Annotated in this window: 14 protein-coding genes, 1 pseudogene and 1 other annotated feature; of the genes and pseudogenes, 6 read left to right on the plus strand and 9 right to left on the minus strand. The window is 59.0% G+C overall.

Annotated features, from left to right (window positions below):
* Positions 1-132: 132 nt before the first annotated feature.
* Positions 133-1,755 carry an acyl-CoA synthetase gene (locus ACTG2B_RS09915; protein WP_439995632.1) on the plus strand — a complete coding sequence of 541 codons (1,623 nt, stop codon included), beginning with the start codon at positions 133-135 and terminating at the stop codon, positions 1,753-1,755.
* An 86-nt stretch (positions 1,756-1,841) separates the two neighbouring features.
* On the opposite strand, the gene ACTG2B_RS09920 is transcribed toward ACTG2B_RS09915, so the two are convergent.
* Positions 1,842-3,131: a sensor domain-containing diguanylate cyclase gene (locus ACTG2B_RS09920; RefSeq protein WP_439995634.1), complete on the minus strand. Its 1,290-nt coding sequence runs from the start codon at positions 3,129-3,131 to the stop codon at positions 1,842-1,844.
* A gap of 363 nt (positions 3,132-3,494) precedes the next feature.
* Between ACTG2B_RS09920 and ACTG2B_RS09925 the strand changes: the two genes are divergently transcribed.
* Positions 3,495-5,027 (plus strand): KAP family P-loop NTPase fold protein, encoded by a 1,533-nt coding sequence (locus ACTG2B_RS09925; RefSeq protein ID WP_439995635.1) that lies wholly within the window; start codon positions 3,495-3,497, stop codon positions 5,025-5,027.
* Positions 5,028-5,060: 33 nt separating this feature from the next.
* On the opposite strand, the gene hisIE is transcribed toward ACTG2B_RS09925, so the two are convergent.
* The 8 genes and pseudogenes from hisIE to hisG all read right to left on the minus strand — a co-directional run bounded on the left by hisIE (position 5,061) and on the right by hisG (position 12,312).
* Entirely contained in the window at positions 5,061-5,711 is a 651-nt protein-coding gene (gene hisIE / locus ACTG2B_RS09930; protein ID WP_439995636.1) for a bifunctional phosphoribosyl-AMP cyclohydrolase/phosphoribosyl-ATP diphosphatase HisIE, read from the minus strand.
* A complete protein-coding gene (gene hisF, locus ACTG2B_RS09935) occupies positions 5,704-6,477 on the minus strand; it encodes an imidazole glycerol phosphate synthase subunit HisF (protein WP_005345639.1) in 774 nt (257 codons plus the stop codon). Before hisF ends, hisIE begins: the two co-directional genes overlap by 8 nt.
* A complete protein-coding gene (hisA, locus tag ACTG2B_RS09940) occupies positions 6,477-7,238 on the minus strand; it encodes a 1-(5-phosphoribosyl)-5-[(5-phosphoribosylamino)methylideneamino]imidazole-4-carboxamide isomerase (protein WP_439995637.1) in 762 nt (253 codons plus the stop codon). The genes hisF and hisA overlap by 1 nt, the downstream gene beginning before the upstream one ends.
* A 5-nt stretch (positions 7,239-7,243) precedes the next feature.
* Positions 7,244-7,886, minus strand: a pseudogene (gene hisH / locus ACTG2B_RS09945) (imidazole glycerol phosphate synthase subunit HisH).
* Complete coding sequence (gene hisB, locus ACTG2B_RS09950; protein WP_439995638.1) at positions 7,886-8,995, minus strand: bifunctional histidinol-phosphatase/imidazoleglycerol-phosphate dehydratase HisB; 1,110 nt, start codon at positions 8,993-8,995, stop codon at positions 7,886-7,888. The pseudogene hisH and the gene hisB overlap by 1 nt, the downstream one beginning before the upstream one ends.
* A 15-nt stretch (positions 8,996-9,010) precedes the next feature.
* A complete protein-coding gene (gene hisC, locus ACTG2B_RS09955; RefSeq protein WP_439995640.1) occupies positions 9,011-10,081 on the minus strand; it encodes a histidinol-phosphate transaminase in 1,071 nt (356 codons plus the stop codon).
* Complete coding sequence (gene hisD / locus ACTG2B_RS09960; RefSeq protein ID WP_439995641.1) at positions 10,078-11,403, minus strand: histidinol dehydrogenase; 1,326 nt, start codon at positions 11,401-11,403, stop codon at positions 10,078-10,080. Before hisD ends, hisC begins: the two co-directional genes overlap by 4 nt.
* 12 nt (positions 11,404-11,415) lie before the next feature.
* Positions 11,416-12,312 carry an ATP phosphoribosyltransferase gene (gene hisG / locus ACTG2B_RS09965; protein ID WP_042080809.1) on the minus strand — a complete coding sequence of 299 codons (897 nt, stop codon included), beginning with the start codon at positions 12,310-12,312 and terminating at the stop codon, positions 11,416-11,418.
* Between the two features lie 24 nt (positions 12,313-12,336).
* Positions 12,337-12,465, minus strand: a sequence feature (His leader region).
* Between the two features lie 187 nt (positions 12,466-12,652).
* Between hisG and ACTG2B_RS09970 the strand changes: the two genes are divergently transcribed.
* The 4 genes from ACTG2B_RS09970 (at position 12,653) to ACTG2B_RS09985 (ending at position 16,311) form a co-directional block, all read left to right on the plus strand.
* Entirely contained in the window at positions 12,653-12,898 is a 246-nt protein-coding gene (locus ACTG2B_RS09970) for a hypothetical protein (protein ID WP_439995644.1), read from the plus strand.
* Between the two features lie 67 nt (positions 12,899-12,965).
* On the plus strand, positions 12,966-14,921 hold the full coding sequence (locus ACTG2B_RS09975) for an ATP-dependent DNA helicase (protein ID WP_088869088.1): 1,956 nt from the start codon (positions 12,966-12,968) through the stop codon (positions 14,919-14,921).
* 54 nt (positions 14,922-14,975) lie between these two features.
* Entirely contained in the window at positions 14,976-15,677 is a 702-nt protein-coding gene (tsaB, locus tag ACTG2B_RS09980; RefSeq protein ID WP_429132226.1) for a tRNA (adenosine(37)-N6)-threonylcarbamoyltransferase complex dimerization subunit type 1 TsaB, read from the plus strand.
* Between the two features lie 118 nt (positions 15,678-15,795).
* Positions 15,796-16,311, plus strand: a complete 516-nt coding sequence (locus ACTG2B_RS09985) for a Slp family lipoprotein (RefSeq protein WP_019446435.1) — start codon at positions 15,796-15,798, stop codon at positions 16,309-16,311.
* The last annotated feature ends 7 nt before the right edge of the window (positions 16,312-16,318 follow it).

Here is a 16,318-nt window from a genome sequence, read left to right on the forward strand (position 1 = left end):
GCCGCCACAGGCTCACTGTTAGGCTGTCATCCCCATAAGAGACCAGTGACGGGCAGGATGCCCATGTCGCTTGCTGATCTCTGAATCATCCCGAAACTGCCCGTTTTGTGCCACTTGTGAGGAAGGAATCCGATGACAGTGCAGAACATCTATGAGCGCGACCTTGCCAAAACTGCTGCCAATTTTGAGGCCCTGACCCCCATCAGCTTTTTGGGGCGGGCGGAGCGGGTCTATCCCGACTATCCGGCGCTGATCCACGGCTCGCTACGCCAGAGCTGGGGCGAGACCGCCCGCCGTTGCCGCCAGTTGGCCTCGGCCCTGCGGCTTCGCGGCATCGGGGAGGGGGATACTGTCTCCATCGTCGCGCCCAATATCCCGGCGATGTTTGAAGCACACTTCGGGGTGCCCATGAGCGGTGCTGTGCTCAACACCATCAATACCCGGCTCGATGCAGAGTCGATGGCCTTTATCTTCCAGCATGCCCAGAGCAAGGTGGTGCTGGTGGACAGGGAGTTTGGCCCTGTGGTGCGCAAGGCACTGGATCTGCTGAAGAGCCAGCCGCTGGTTATCGCCATCGACGATCCCCTTTACCGGGAGGGGGCGCTTGTCAGTGACCTCGACTATGAGACCTTTATTGCCACTGGTAACGGCGATGAGCCAGGCTGGTTGCCAGAGGATGAGTGGCAGGCCATCTCCCTTAACTACACCTCCGGCACTACCGGCAACCCCAAGGGGGTGGTCTATCACCATCGCGGCGCCCACCTCAACGCCATCAACAACGTGCTCTCCTGGGAGCTGCCCAAACATCCCGTCTATCTCTGGACCTTGCCGATGTTTCACTGCAACGGCTGGTGTTTCCCCTGGACGCTGGCGGCCACCGCCGGGGTGAGTATCTGCCTGCGCCATGTGCAGGCGGCCGCCATTTATGAGGCGCTGCACGAGCACAAGGTGAGCCATTTTTGTGCGGCGCCCATCGTGATCAATATGCTCAACAATGCCGATCAGGCACTCAAACAGGGGCTGGATCACCCCATCAAGGTGATGACCGCCGGCGCTGCGCCCCCCGCCACCGTGATCGCCGGGATGGAGGCGATGGGGATCGCCGTGACCCACGTCTATGGCCTCACCGAAACCTATGGCCCCTGCGTGTTGTGCGAGCCGCAAAGAAGCTGGCAAGGGCAGGATGCCACGGCGCTATCCCGCCTCAAGGCGCGCCAGGGCGTTGCGTCGCCCCTGCAGGGGGAGATGCGGGTTATCAATCCGGTCAGTGGCGAGCCGGTGGCCAAAGATGGCAAAACCATGGGGGAAATAGTGCTGCGCGGTAATGTGGTGATGAAGGGCTATCTCAAAAATCCGGCGGCCAGTGCCGAGGCGATGGCGGAGGGGTGGTTTCGCAGTGGCGATCTGGCGGTATGGCACCCGGATGGTTATGTGGAGATCAAGGACAGATCCAAGGACATCATCATCTCGGGCGGGGAGAACATCTCCAGTCTGGAGGTGGAAGATGTGCTCTATCGCCATCCGGATGTGGACGAAGCGGCGGTGATCGCCATGCCCGATGAGAAGTGGGGGGAGGTGCCCTGCGCCTTCGTCAAACTGAAAGAGGGGCGAGAGACCACCCAGGCGGAGCTGATCGCCTTTTGCCGGGAGCAGATGGCCCACTTCAAGGCCCCCAAACGAATCATCTTCACCCCGCTGCCGAAAACCTCGACCGGCAAGGTGCAAAAATTCGTGCTGCGCAAACAGCTGGGGTAGCGGCCTGTTCGTAAGGCGCCAGCACAGACTTTCATAGGAGGGAGATACGAGGGAGCTGGAGGGCTGCTGGCCCTCCCATTGTGTGGCTAGGGAGCCTTGCAGGCAACGCAGTTGCGGCCGCTCTGTTTAGCCTGATAGAGCATCTGATCGGCGCGGGCGTAGAGGCTCTCCATCAGCTCCCCCTCGCCATTTTCCACCAGTCCTGCGCTGATGGTGATGACCAGCTTATCTCCACCGGGCAGGGGCAGCGGGCTTTGCATCACCTGCAGGCGCAGTCGCTCGGCCAGGGATGCGGCGGCCAAGAGGGTGGTGTTGGGCAGCAAGATAGCAAACTCGTCACCGCCGATGCGGGCCAGCACATCTTCGCTGCGCAGCACCGATTGCATCACCCTGCCCAGATGCAACAGCGCGCTATCCCCAAGGGGGTGACCGAAGCGATCGTTGATGCACTTGAACTGATCCACATCCAGCACCATCAGCACCGAGGTGAGGTGGTGGCGCATGTCCAGACTGAGGTTCTTCTCGCACATCTCGAAAAAGAAACGGCGGTTGTAGAGACCGGTGAGGCCATCGCGCACTGACTGCTGGTGCAGTTGCTCCTTGAGCTGGTGCAGTTCGGTGATATCTGAGGAGATACCGATCAGGGTGGGGGTGCCATCCCCCAGCAGAAAGGGCACCTTGACCGACCAGTAGTAGTGCTGATTGCCTTCGGGATCGGTCAGCATCTCTTCCCCGGCTTGCAGCTCGCCGGTTTCGAATACCCGGTTGTCCAGCCGCCACAGCTGGCAGGCGCTGGCCGCGGGGATCACCTCATCATCGCGCCGATTGATGATCTGCTCGGCAGGAATGCCCAGCAGATCGGCGACCTTTTGGTTGACGTAGAGAAAGCGGTGCAGGCTGTCCTTCATATAGATATGGGCATCCACGTTGGCGAGGATGATTTCCAGCAGCTGATGCTGCTCCGCCATGCGGGCCTCAATCAGCTTGTGTTCCGTGATATCGGTGGAGATGCCGCACAGGCCGATCAGGTTGCCATCCTTGTCATGGATGGGCTTTTTAACGGTCCAGTAGCAGCGCTTTTCCCCGGTGGATTTGAGGTAGTTGATCTCCTCCTGGGCGATGGCGAGTTGCTGCTCCAGTACCAACCGGTCGTTGCGTTGAATGGTGTCGGAGAATTCGAGATCAAAAAAGGCCCGATCATCCTGCCCCTGCAACTCGGTTAGGGTACAGCCAAAGAGATCCAGCACCGCCTGATTGGCATAGGTATAACGGCCCGCCAGATCCTTGGTAAACATGTAGGCGTCCGTCTCGTTGAAGATGGCTTTGAGGTGATCCAGCTCATGCTGTAACTGGATAGAGAAGGGTTCATCCTTCATGGGGCTAGCCATCCTTGGGTCGCTACGATGGGTCGGTTGAACAAGACGCGCAACAGAGATCAACAGCTTTAAATAAAGCACCGAACAGGTCAGGTTTCGCGTTTATTTCCGCAAGTTCTGCGCCATGTCACACGGTTGTCATCGTTGTCGAGCTCAAAGGCAATCAACCGAGTCTGTGGTTGTGCAGATCACCCTGTTCCCCCCTTTATCGGCCCGGCATTATTGGTTAGCAGCAGAGAAATTAATCGGCAATCAAATACGCCACTCCGAGCGGCAGAAAGGGCAACAAACAGGTCTTTAATCAAACTATTTTCACTGTGCCCCTGATATCATCCTCAGCAACGCAATATGGAGAGATACGAGATGGCAGTGGCACCGTTTAATTGGGATGACGCAGTTCAGTGGGACGGGCCGGGGGCCATTGCGGGTAGCGAAGAGATCTTGAGTGCTGATCGGCTGGATCGCGCCCGCTATGCCGAGTTTCTGACCAACTACCTCGCTGCCGAAGGCAAGCAGCGCAATTATGTGCTCAACCTCAATGCCGAATGGGGGGCGGGTAAAACCTGGTTTATCAAGCGCTGGTATATGGAGCTGAAAGCGCATTATCCCACCGTTTATATCGATGCCTGGCAGCAGGACTTTTCCGATGATCCCTTGTTGACGGTTATTTCGTCGATTATCGATCAATTGAAAGATGCAACAGGAAATAAGGTTTCCATACCTGATGGCATCAAGCCCAAGCTATTGGGTTTGCTCAAGCTGGGCGGAAAATTGGTGCTCAAGTCTGCTATTAAAAAAGCTGGATGGGAAGATAGTGATTTTTCTGTGGAAGGCGAAGATGCAGATAAGCTGGTTGATACGCTTTGTAGCAATCACAAAGAGCGTTATGAATCTATCCAGTATCTTAAACAAGAAATTCGGCAATGGGTTGAAGCTGCGGTTTCAGCAAACTTAGACCAATTGGATGGCCAAGGTCGATTGGATTATCCCGCCTTTATTCTGATTGATGAGCTGGATCGCTGTCGCCCCTCCTATGCGGTAGAAATGCTGGAGACCATAAAACATATTTTTGATATTCCCGGCGTGGTGTTTGTACTTGCAACCGATACCGAGCAGTTACAGCATGCTATCAAGGTAATTTATGGCGATGGTTTTGATGCAGAAAGTTATCTTGGCCGATTTTTTCATAGACGATTTACGTTAGGCAGTATCTCTCGGCGAGAGTTTATTAAGCAGGCAGTTGTAGATAAAAAATTGCATTTTGAGCATGTCACTGTATGGCCTGAGATCACTAATAGCCAAGTGTTGGTAAATGTATTAACTGCTGTTTGTGATCATTTTTCATTGAGCTTAAGAAAAACAGAGCAAGTGTTGGATCGAACGAACGCGTCCATCGTAAATTACCAAGGTTGCACATTAAATCTGATTTTTCTTATTTACCTGTTCTCTCTATGCGAGAAAAATAATGAAGATTATCGCGCTGTAGCGGATGGCAAAATGCCTAAGACAGATAACCATCCTACTTTGAAAGGTTTTAATAGTCTGACAAGTGAGTATGAAGAACAACATTTTCAATGTTTTATAAAAGCAGGGAGTACTATAGGAAGTTATATTAAGTATGTCGATGGTGAACGATATGCAAATCCATTTAAAGATAGTGAATATATGGTTTCCTTGAGAAACATTTTAGTCATGTCTTATGAGGGGCTATTGAAGCCGACTTTAGATGATGAATATTCATCTCGTTTTATCTCGTTAACAATAGATTGTGTTAGGCGTATGCGGAATTTGACTGTAGAAGAAAATACTATTTTGGCAGAAAAGGAACTGTCACTATTGGAGCGACGCTTAACAACGTATAAAAATTTAGTTGAGCTAGCCGTGTATCTTGACTAAATAAAGCCGGGATAACCCGGCTATATTCTCAGCTTATTTATTGTGCCGCTGATAAAGCCGCTGCACCACATCCTGTAATCCCAGCCCTTCGTTTTGCAACAGCACGGTCAGGTGGTAGAGCAGATCGGCGGATTCGTTGATGAGCTCCTCCCGATCCTTGGCCATGGCGGCGAGCGCCACTTCTACGCCTTCCTCACCGACCTTCTGGGCGATGCGCTTGGTCCCTTTGCCGTAGAGGCTGGCGGTGTAGCTGGTGGCCGGATCGGCCCCTTTGCGGGCGGCCAGCACCTGCTCCAGCTCTGCCAGAAAACCGAGGGGCGGCAGCGGGTGGCCGTTAAAGCAGGAGGTTGTCCCTTTATGGCAGGTGGGGCCGACGGGGTTGGCGGCGATCAGCAGAGAGTCCTGATCGCAGTCGGTGCTGATGGCCACGAGTTTGAGCACATGGCCCGAGCTTTCACCCTTGGTCCAGAGCCGCTGTTTGCTGCGGCTAAAGAAGGTGACCTGACCGGTGGTCTGCGTTTTTTCCAGCGCTTCGCGGGTCATAAAGCCCTGCATCAGCACCTCGCCGCTGGCGGCGTGCTGGACGATGGCGGGGATCATGCCATCGCACTTTTCCCAGTCGAGCTGCTCGGCAAGGGGGCGCGCGCTGGCGGTTGTTTGTGCATTTTCAGAGAAGTTATTCACGGATGGCGACTCCTTCGGTTTTCAGCCAGCGTTTCAATTCGGGAATGGGGATAAGGCCCTTGTGGAACACAGAGGCGGCCAGCGCCCCGTCCACGTCGGCGAGGGTGAAGGCATCGCGAAAGTGTGCCATGGCCCCGGCGCCGCCGGAGGCAATCAGCGGCACCTTGCAGACGCTGCGCACCAGCTTGAGCTGGTCGAGGTCATAGCCCTGACGCATGCCGTCCTGATTCATCACGTTCAGCACGATTTCGCCCGCGCCGCGCTTTTGCACCTCCTGCACCCAGTCGAGGGTGTGCCAGGCGGTGGTGCGGGTGCGACTTTCGTCGCCGGTAAACTGTTTGACCTGATAGTGGCCCGTGTCGGCATCGAAGTAGGAGTCAATGCCCACCACCACGCACTGCACGCCAAAGCGCTCGGCCAGTCGGCTGATCAGAGTCGGGTCGGCAAGGGCCGGAGAGTTGATGGAGACCTTGTCGGCGCCAAATTCGAGGATCTGGCGGGCATCTTCCACGCTTTTGATGCCACCGGCGACGCAGAAGGGGATATCGATCACCTCCGCTACCCGGCTCACCCAGCTCTTGTCCACCACCCGGGCATCGCTGGAGGCGGTGATGTCATAGAACACCAGCTCGTCGGCCCCTTCCTCGGCGTAGCGGCGCGCCAGCTCGACAATGCCGCCCATCACCTCGTGGTTGCGAAATTGTACCCCCTTGACCACCACGCCATCTTTCACGTCGAGGCAGGGGATAATGCGTCTTGCCAGCATCAGTTGCCTCCTGTGGTATCGGCTGCGGGGGCTTGCCAGCAGGCGATGGCGTCACCCACCGAGAACTTGCCCTCCAGCAGGGCGCGGCCAAGGATGATCCCCTTGACGCCGGAGCCCTTGAGCGCCTCGATATCCGCGATGCCGCCAATGCCGCCGGAGGCCTGAAAGGCGACGCTCGGGTAGCGGGCGCAGAGATCACGATAGAGCTCGACGTTGGTGCCAGCCAAGGTGCCGTCACGGCTGATGTCGGTGCAGAGCACATGCTTGAGCCCGGCGGGGAGGAAGCGATCGATCAGCGCTTCGATGGTCACGCCGCTGTTCTCCTGCCAGCCCGCCACCGCGATATGGCGATTGCCCTGCTCATCGATATTGACGTCCAGCGCCAGCACAATCTGCTCGGGGCCATATTTCTCCATCCAGCTCGCTACCAGATCCGGGGATTTGACGGCGGTGGAGCCAATCACTACCCGGCTGGCACCGGCGGCCAGCAGATCCGCTACATCCTGTTCGGTGCGCACGCCGCCGCCGACCTGCACTGGCGCTTCGGTGGCTGACAGCAGTTGGGTCAGCAGGGGCAGCTGGCGCGCCTTGGCATCCTTGGCACCGTCCAGATCCACCAGATGGAGCTGCACCGCCCCCTGGGAGACATATTCATCGAAGCGGGCCTGCGGGCTGCTGCTGTATTCGGTCTTCTGGTCGTAGTCCCCCTGATAGAGGCGAACTACCTGACCGTTGATAAGGTCAATTGCGGGAATGATCATGCTAGTCACAGCTCCAGAAAATTTTGCAGCAAACGGGCACCGGCTGCGCCTGAGCGCTCCGGGTGGAATTGGGCGCCAAAGAAGTTGTCAACCGACGATGGCGGTAAACGGCTGGCCGTAGTCGCAGGTCGCCAGCGTCGCCCCGGTCACCTCCAGCGCATAGGAGTGCACGAAGTAGAAGTAGCTGCCGCTCGGGATCCCCTTGAGCAGAGGATGGGTCTCGTCATGCTCAATCTGGTTCCAGCCCATATGGGGCAGGCGCATGTTTGACTGGTATAAGGTGCCGACCTCCATCAGCCGGATCTTGCCCGGCACTATGCCAAGGCAGTCGATAAGCCGCTCTGACGAGTCATCCGTACCCATGCTCTCTTCGGAGGCCTCCGCCAGCATCTGCATGCCGAGGCAAAAGCCCAGCAGCGGCTGTTTGGCGGCGCGAATAAGGGGCACCAGCCCGCGCTCGTTGAGGTTTTTCATGGCGGCCACCGCGGTGCCGACGCCGGGCAGGATCAGCTTGTCCGCCTGCTCGATATCGGCCGCCACGCTTGAGACCAGCGGCTGCACGCCGAGGCGCTCGAACGCCATCCTGACCGAGGCCAGATTGGCGCAGCCGGTATCGATAATGACCAGCTTCTGCTTGCTCGCATCCATCACAGCACTCCCTTGCTGGAGGGGAGCTCGCTCCCTTCCACCCGAATAGCCTGACGCAGGGCGCAGCCAAAGCCTTTGAACAGTGCCTCCACCTGATGGTGGGTGTTGCCGCTACCCACCTTCATCTGCAATGTGATGGCCATGGCATCCGAGAGGGAACGGAAGAAGTGGGGCACCATCTCGGTGGCCATCTCGCCCACGTTGTCGCGGCCAAAGCCGCTCGGGCAGTCAAACACGAAGTAGGGGCGACCGCTGAGATCCAGCGCGGTACTCACCTCCTGCTCGGTCAGCGGGCGCGCATCGATCACCGCCTGCACCTCGTCCATCGCCAGCACGAAGCCGAAGCGGCCGATACCGCGCTTGTTGCCAAGGGCCTGACGCAGTGCCTGACCCAGCGCCAGCCCCACATCTTCCACCGTGTGGTGATCGTCGATATGCAGATCGCCGCTGACGTTCAGCTTGAGCTGGAAACCGGCGTGGGTGGCAATTTGATCCAGCATGTGATCAAAGAAGCCGATGCCGGTGGCGATCTGGTTGCCGCCGCTCTTGTCCAAGTCAACAGCTACCTGAATGCGGGTCTCTTTGGTGTAACGTTCTACTTCGGCTACTCGTCCTTTGGACAACAGCTGATCACGGATGGCGAGCCAGTTGTGATCCTGAGGGTGGTAGCGAATGCCGCCAATGCCCATATTCTCGGCCAGCTGCAGATCGGTCTGGCGATCGCCAATCACGAAGGAGTTGGCAAAGTCGATGCGACCGGAGGCGAGATAATCCTTCACCAGCCCAAGGTGGGGCTTGCGGCAGCTGCAGCCATCGGTGGGGAAGTGCGGGCAGATCAGCACCTGCTCCCACTTCACCCCTTGGGATTCAAACAGGTGCATCATCAGGTCGTGGGGCGGCTGGAAGTTCTCCAGCGGCAGGCTGGCGGTGCCCAGCCCATCCTGATTGGTCACCATCACCAGCACGTAACCGGCAGCCTGTAACTCGCGCAGCACCGGAATGACCATGGGTTCGAAGCGCAGCTTGGCGAGGCTATCCACCTGCTTGTCGGTCACCGGCTCTTCAATCAGGGTGCCGTCGCGGTCGATAAACAAAAACGGGGTCTTCATCGCTACATCCTTGTCTTACAAAGTGGGAGAGGGCAGATCACGCAATACCGCCAGCACGGCATCCATCTCGCCCTGATAGCCGATGGTGATGCGAATGCTGTTGTCCAGACCCGGCTTGCTGGAGAAATCCCGCAGAATGATACCGGCGGCCTTCATGGCGGCAAAGACGGTGGCGCCATCCACAAAGCGCACCAGCACGAAGTTGCCCTTGTCCTCGAATACTTCCTTCACGCAGGCAAGCGTTGCCAGCTCTGCCATGAAGGCGGCTTTTTGCTTGTTGAGCTCTACCACTCGCTCGCGCATCAGCTCCAGTCCCATGGGGGAGAGGGCCTGCGCCGCGATCTGGGCGATGGGCTCGGGGATGGGATAGGGGGCGATCACCTTGGCCAGCATGGCGATCACCTCGGGGCTTGCCAGCGTAAAGCCACAGCGGATCCCCGCCAGGGCAAAAGCCTTGGAGAGGGTGCGGGTCACCACCAGATTGGGGAAACGGGCCAGCAGGTCCACCACGGATGCTTCCGGGCAGAACTCGATATAGGCCTCGTCCACCACCACGATGGCGCGATCCCGGGCTTTTTCCAGCAAAGCGATGAGACCGTCACGTCCCACCAGATCCCCGGTGGGGTTGTTGGGGGAGCAGAGAAACACCAGTTTCACGTCACTGAGGCGATCGGCGATGGCGGACCAGTCCGGCTGGCGGTTGGCGGTCAGCAGCTGCTCGACGATGCCGACGCCACAGGTCTCGGCGCTGATGGCGTACATGCCGTAGGTGGGCGGGCAGATGAGGATCTGATCTTCACCCGCTTCGCAGAAGGTGCGAATAAGCAGCTCAATGGCCTCATCGGCGCCGCGGCTCACCAGCACCTGATCGGGATTGACCCCGGCGTAGGCGGCATAGCCGTTCACCACCTCGGCCGGTTGGCACTCGGGGTAGCGGTTGAGGCGGCTTCCCTCGATGGTGAAGGGATAGGCCTGCGGCGCCTCGTTGGCATTGAGCCAGACGTGGCCCTTGCCGCCGATGCGGCGGGCGGATTGATAAGGGGTGAGGGCCCGCACCACGCGGCGCGCCAGATTGGCAATGCTCATGACAAATCCTTCTGCTGTGCTGTTGGTTGGGGCGCGGCGGCCAGGGCGTTCAATCTGAGGGTGACGGCATTTTTGTGGCCATCGAGCCCTTCGGCCTGAGCAATGCGCTCGACGATGGGGCCAAGGCCCTGAATGCCGCGCTCGCTCAGCTCCTGCACCGTATAGCGGCGCTGATAATCGGCGAGGCCAAGGCTGGAACAGGTACGGGCATAGCCATAGGTGGGCAGGGTGTGGTTGGTGCCGCTGGCGTAATCGCCGACCGATTCCGGTGTCCATGCTCCCAGAAAGATGGAACCGGCGTTCTCGAGTTTATCCAGCAGATCACGCGGGGCGCGGGTCTGCACAATCAGGTGCTCCGGCGCATAGGCGTTAGAGATGGCACACGCCTCGGCCAGATCGTCACAGAGGATCACCAGACTTGAGCCCAGCGCCTGGGCGGCGATATCGCGGCGGCTCAACTTGGCCAGCTGGCTCTTGATCTCCCCTGCGATGGCATCGGCCAGCAGCGGCGAGGTGGTCACCAGCACCACCTGGCTGTCGGGGCCGTGCTCGGCCTGGGAGAGCAGGTCCGCTGCCACGAAGGCGGGGTTGGCGCTCTCGTCGGCAATCACCAGCACCTCGGAGGGGCCAGCGGGCATGTCGATGGCAGCGCCGCGCCAGTCGCGGGATACCTGCCCCTTGGCTTCGGTCACATAGGCGTTGCCCGGGCCGAAGATCTTGTCCACCTTGGGGATGCTCTCGGTGCCGTACGCCATGGCGGCGATGGCCTGGGCACCGCCGATGGCGAACACCTTCTCGACCCCGCAGGCTCGGGCAGCAAACAGGATCTCGTCGCTGGCGGGGGATGGGGTACAGAGCACCACTTCACGGCAACCAGCGATGGCGGCTGGAATAGCCAACATCATCACGGTGGAGGGGAGCGGCGCGCTGCCCCCCGGCACATAGAGGCCGACCCGACTGATGGGCTGGGTGCGCAGCTCGCACACCACCCCGGGTTGGGTCTCTACCCGTACCACCGGCTGCATTTGGGCGGCGTGGAAGGAGCGAATGTTGGCAATGGCCGCTTCGATGGCATTTTTGATGTCGTCATCCAGCCGCGCGCAGGCAGCTTCAATCTCATCTTCGCTGACGCGCAACTGCTCACGGGGGGCGCGCTCGAAGCGCAGGCTCAGCTCGCGCAAGGCCTCATCGCCACGGCTACGCACTGCAGCGATGATATCCCGTACCACGAGGCCGATATCGGCCTCGTCACTCAAGGCCGGTCGGGTCAGCACGTCGGCCTGCTGGGCGGGGGAGAGGGTCTTCCAGATCAGGGTCTGCATGATGTCCCTTCCTTATTCCATCATTTTTTCGATGGGCAGCACCAGAATGGAGCTGGCACCGAGGGCCTTGAGCTGCTCCATGGTCTCCCAGAACAGGGTCTCGCTGGAGACGACGTGCAGCGCCACCTGATTGGTGTCACCGGCCAGCTGCATGATGGTGGGGCGCTCGGCACCCGGCAGCAGATCGGTGATGGCATCGAGCTTGTCTTTGGGGGCGTGCAGCATGATGTACTTGCTCTCGCGGGCCTGCTGCATCCCCTGAATGCGGGGCAGCAGTTTGTCGATGAGCTTCTGTTTGGCATCGGACAAGGGGTTGGGGGCCTGTACCAGTACCGCCTTGGAGCGGTAGATCACCTCCACCTCTTTGAGGCCATTGGCTTCCAGGGTCGCGCCGGTGGAAACCAGATCGCAGATGGCATCGGCCAGACCCGCGCGTGGCGCCACTTCCACCGAGCCGCCCAGCATCACGCTCTTGAAGCCAAGGCCCTTTTCGTCAAAGAAGCGCTTGAGCAGCCCCGGGTAGGAGGTGGCAATGCGCTTGCCCGCCAGACTCTGTGGCCCTGTGTAGGTCACATCTTCCGGTACCGCCAGTGAGAGGCGGCAGCCACCAAAGTCCAGCTGCTTGAGGGTTTTGACCTCCGCAGGCAATCCTTGTGAAGCGCGAATAAGCTGCACCTCTTCCAGCACGTTCTCGCCGATGATGCCAAGGTCGACCACCCCTTCCATCACCAGACCAGGGATGTCGTCATCACGCACCCGCAGGATATCGATGGGCATGTTCTCGACATGGGCGATAAGGCGCTGCTCGCGCAGGTTGATCTTGAGGCCACAGCTCTTGAACAGGGCTTGGGAGTCCTGGCTCAGACGACCGGACTTTTGCATGGCGATACGCAGACGTTGTGTTTCCATTGCTCGATTTCCTTCTAGTCAAAAACGAAAAAACCCTCGGAAGTGGGTGCTTCCGAGGGTTTATGAATCTTGCGGTCCTTTTGGAAGTCACCAGTTAAGTGTCTTCCAGCAGTCAACCTCCTGAAAGACTAGTCGGGATGATGATGGTGGTGATGAGTCTTCAGGGTGGTGAACTTCATGTAATCAATCCTTTACAAAATAAGATGTCGTAATTGACGCCTGATTTAAACTACCTGCCTTGACAGAAAATGCAACCCGAAATTGTGATTTGATCGATTAAAGTGGCGAAAACGGTTTTCTGGTCGATAACTAGACAATAACCCCTGCAGGAGTCGCCATCATGCCCAGCCAGGACCTGTTGTTCCCCATTTTGCCCCGGGCGCCTGCCTCGCCCGGCAGCGAAGAGATCAAGCGGGAAGTGAACCAGATCAGCAAAAAGCACCAGCTGCGCAAGACCAGCACTGACAACAGTGACTCCCAGCAGCGCCAGCAGGCGTATAGCACGCCCGCCAAGCGTGATCAGCCCAAGGTGGAGGAGGGCGATCACAAGCCGGATCCCGAGCATCAGATCGATCTGTTCGTCTAGGCAGATTATCTGTCCCGCTTTTGCCGCGCTTTTGGCATAATGGCCGCTTTTGCTGCGGGACGCCCTTTTGACCATCCAGACCCTGTTCAAGCCAGATGGCCCTCTGGCCAGCCATATCGACGGTTTCAAAGCCCGCGCTCCCCAACTGGAGATGGCCGAAGCGGTCGCGCGCGCCATCAAAAGTGGTGGCCGTCTGTTGGTGGAGGCAGGAACCGGTACCGGCAAGACCTACGCCTATCTGGTGCCTGCGCTGGAATCCGGCAAGCGGGTGGTGATCAGCACCGGCTCCAAGAACCTGCAGGAGCAGCTCTTCTATCGGGATCTCCCGACCATCACAGGGGCGCTCTCCTACACCCCGCCGGTGGCCTTGCTCAAGGGACGCAGCAACTATCTCTGCATCGAGCGGATGAACCGGCTCTTGAGCGAATCCCATCTGCAAAAGCCTGAAATCCTCAACGATCTGGTGAAGGTCAAATCCTGGTCTACCGCCACCGATAACGGCGATGTGGGGGATATTCCGGGATTGCAGGAGAACGCCGAGATCCTCGCCCACGTCACCAGCACCAACGACAACTGCCTCGGTCGCGACTGCCCCTATTACGACGACTGCCATCTGGTGGTAGCCCGTCGCCGCGCCATGGACGCCCAGGTGGTGGTGATCAACCACCACCTCTTCTTCGCCGATATGGCGGTGAAAGACACCGGATTTGGCGAGTTGGTGCCGGAAGCACAAGTCTATGTGTTTGATGAAGCCCATCAGCTGCCGGAGATCGCCACCAACTACTTCGGCAAGTCGGTAGGCAGCCGAACGATTCAGGATCTGGCGCAGGATATCCAGCTAGCCTATCGGGCAGAGGCCCACGACATGGCCCAGCTTGGCAAGGCGGCGGACCGGCTCGCTATCGCCAGTCAGGATCTGCGTCTGGCCTTCGGAGTGGATGGCGGTCGCGGCAATACCCGCGACATGCTGCGCCAGCCGCTCTGGGGTCAGGCTTTGGCTCGTCTTAACGATGCCATCGGGCTCTGCTACGAGGTGCTCAAACTGGCTCTCGGCCGGGGCGAGCAGCTGGATCACGCCTTCGAGCGCATCAGTGAACTGCGCACCCGCCTGGGTGAAGTGCTGGCGGTTAACCAGACCGGTTTCTCCTACTGGTACGACTGCTCACGGCTTCACTTCACCCTCAATCTGACGCCGCTGTCGGTGGCCGAGCGATTCAGTGCCGAGGTGCAAAGACCGGAAGTGGCCTGGGTCTTCACCTCCGCCACCCTGACGGTGGATATGCGGTTTGACCACTTCAAGGCCGAGCTGGGGCTGGCGGGCAGCGCCGAGCTGATCCTCGACAGTCCGTTCGACTATGGCGAGCAGGCGCGGCTCTGTGTGCCCCGTTATCTACCGGAGCCCAACGCCTTTGGCCGTGGCGAGCAGCTGGCCAATCTGATGATCCCCCTCATCAACAAGACGCCGGGGGGCTGTTTCTTCCTCTGCACCAGCCATCAGGTGATGCGTCAGGTAGCCGAGGTGCTGCGCCGGGAGATTGGCCGTACCGTCTTGTTGCAGGGGGAGGACAATAAGCAGCGGTTGCTCAAGGAGTTTGTCGAGAATGGCCGCGCCGTACTGGTGGCGACCAGCAGCTTCTGGGAGGGGATCGACGTGAGAGGGGCTGCATTGTCGTGTGTTATCATCGACAAGCTGCCGTTTGCCAGCCCCGATGATCCGCTGCTCAAGGCGCGGGTGGATGATTGCAAGCTTAAGGGGGGTGATCCCTTCGCCGAGCTGCAGTTGCCCAAGGCGGTGATTGCCCTCAAACAGGGGGTGGGACGGCTTATTCGTGATCGCAGTGATCACGGGGTGCTGGTGATATGTGATCCTCGAATGGTCAACAAACCTTACGGCGCCACCTTTATCAAGAGTCTGCCTGCCATCCCCCGTACCCGGGAGTTGGGAACGTTGGGGAGTTTTTTCGATCGCACTGAACGCGGTGAACAAGTGTGCCGCCAGCTAACAGATTTGAACAACGGGTGAGCATATCTCGCTTGCCGGTTATGTAATTGACTGATTTTATAGAGATTGGAAAGCATGAATGAGTTGAAGATCCTGGCCGTAGATACCGCCACCGAAGCCTGCTCCGCCGCCTTGCTGGTGGGTGACAAGCTGTTCTCCCGCTGGGAGGAGGCGCCACGGGATCACACCCGAAAAATCCTGCCCATGGTTCAGGCTGTGTTAGAGGATGCCGGGATAAGTTTGAGTGACCTCGATGCTATCGCGTTCGGCCGCGGCCCGGGCTCCTTTACCGGCGTGCGGATCGGCATCAGTGTGGCACAGGGGCTGGCGTTTGGTGCGGGTGTGCCGCTGATCGGCATCTCGACCCTGGCCGCCATGGCGCAAGGCGCCTATCGACTGGATGGCGCCCAGCAGGTGCTGACCGCCATCGATGCGCGGATGAACGAGGTCTATTTCGGCCGCTATGAGCTAATTGATGGCCGCATGCAGCTGGTGGGTGACGAGGTGGTGAGCGAGCCCGCGGCGCTGGTTGACGCCCGTGGCAAGCTGGCGGGCCCTGTGACCTGCGTCGGCACCGGTTTTGAAACCTATGGCGAGACCCTGAGTGGTCTGGCCGATGAGCTGGCGGTGAGCCAGGTACGTTTCCCGGCGGCAGAGGACATGCTGCCGCTGGCCCGCGCCGCCTGGCTGGCGGGGGAGGCGGTGCCGGTTGAGCTAGCGACGCCGGTCTATTTGCGTGACAAGGTGACCTGGAAAAAACTGCCGGGTCGCGAATAAGGGCAGGAGCACTGACGTCATGTCGCTCTTGCCGCTCATCAGCTGCAACACAAGCGGATGGCCCGACGGGCCACGCTGGCAACAGGAGAGTGACATGATGCGTAATAGCAGAAGCGATATGATGAAACGCACTATGGTGGTCGGGGCACTGGCCCTGCTGCTCGGGGCCTGTAGCTCGGTTCCCAAGGAGCTGGCCTATGAGCCTGAAAACCAGCTGGTGGCCTATCAGCCCGCCCTTGGCGGGATGGAGGGTAAACCGGCCCGCTGGAGCGGCGTTATCTCGGCGGTGCACAACAAGGCGGATCAGAGCGTTATTGAAGTGGTCTATCTGCCGCTCAAGTCCAACGGTGTGCCGGAGCAGACCGAGCAGAGCCCGGGACGTTTTCTGGCCATCATGAAGGGTTTTGTCGATCCGACCCTCTACGCCAAGGGGCGCAGCCTGACGGTGCTTGGCACCATAGGCCAACCGGTGGATAGCCAGATTGGCGAGCACAAGTACCGCTTCTCGGTGCTCAATGTGACGGGCAGCAAGCTGTGGCCGCCAGTCAAGGAGGTGGAGGTTCGCTATATGGACCCCTACTTCTACGACCCCTTCTATGATCCCTTCTGGCCGAGACGGCCGCTGCGTCGTTAAGGCTTGC

Source organism: Aeromonas sp. 30P, from assembly GCF_051919805.1.
GTDB lineage: Bacteria > Pseudomonadota > Gammaproteobacteria > Enterobacterales > Aeromonadaceae > Aeromonas > Aeromonas veronii.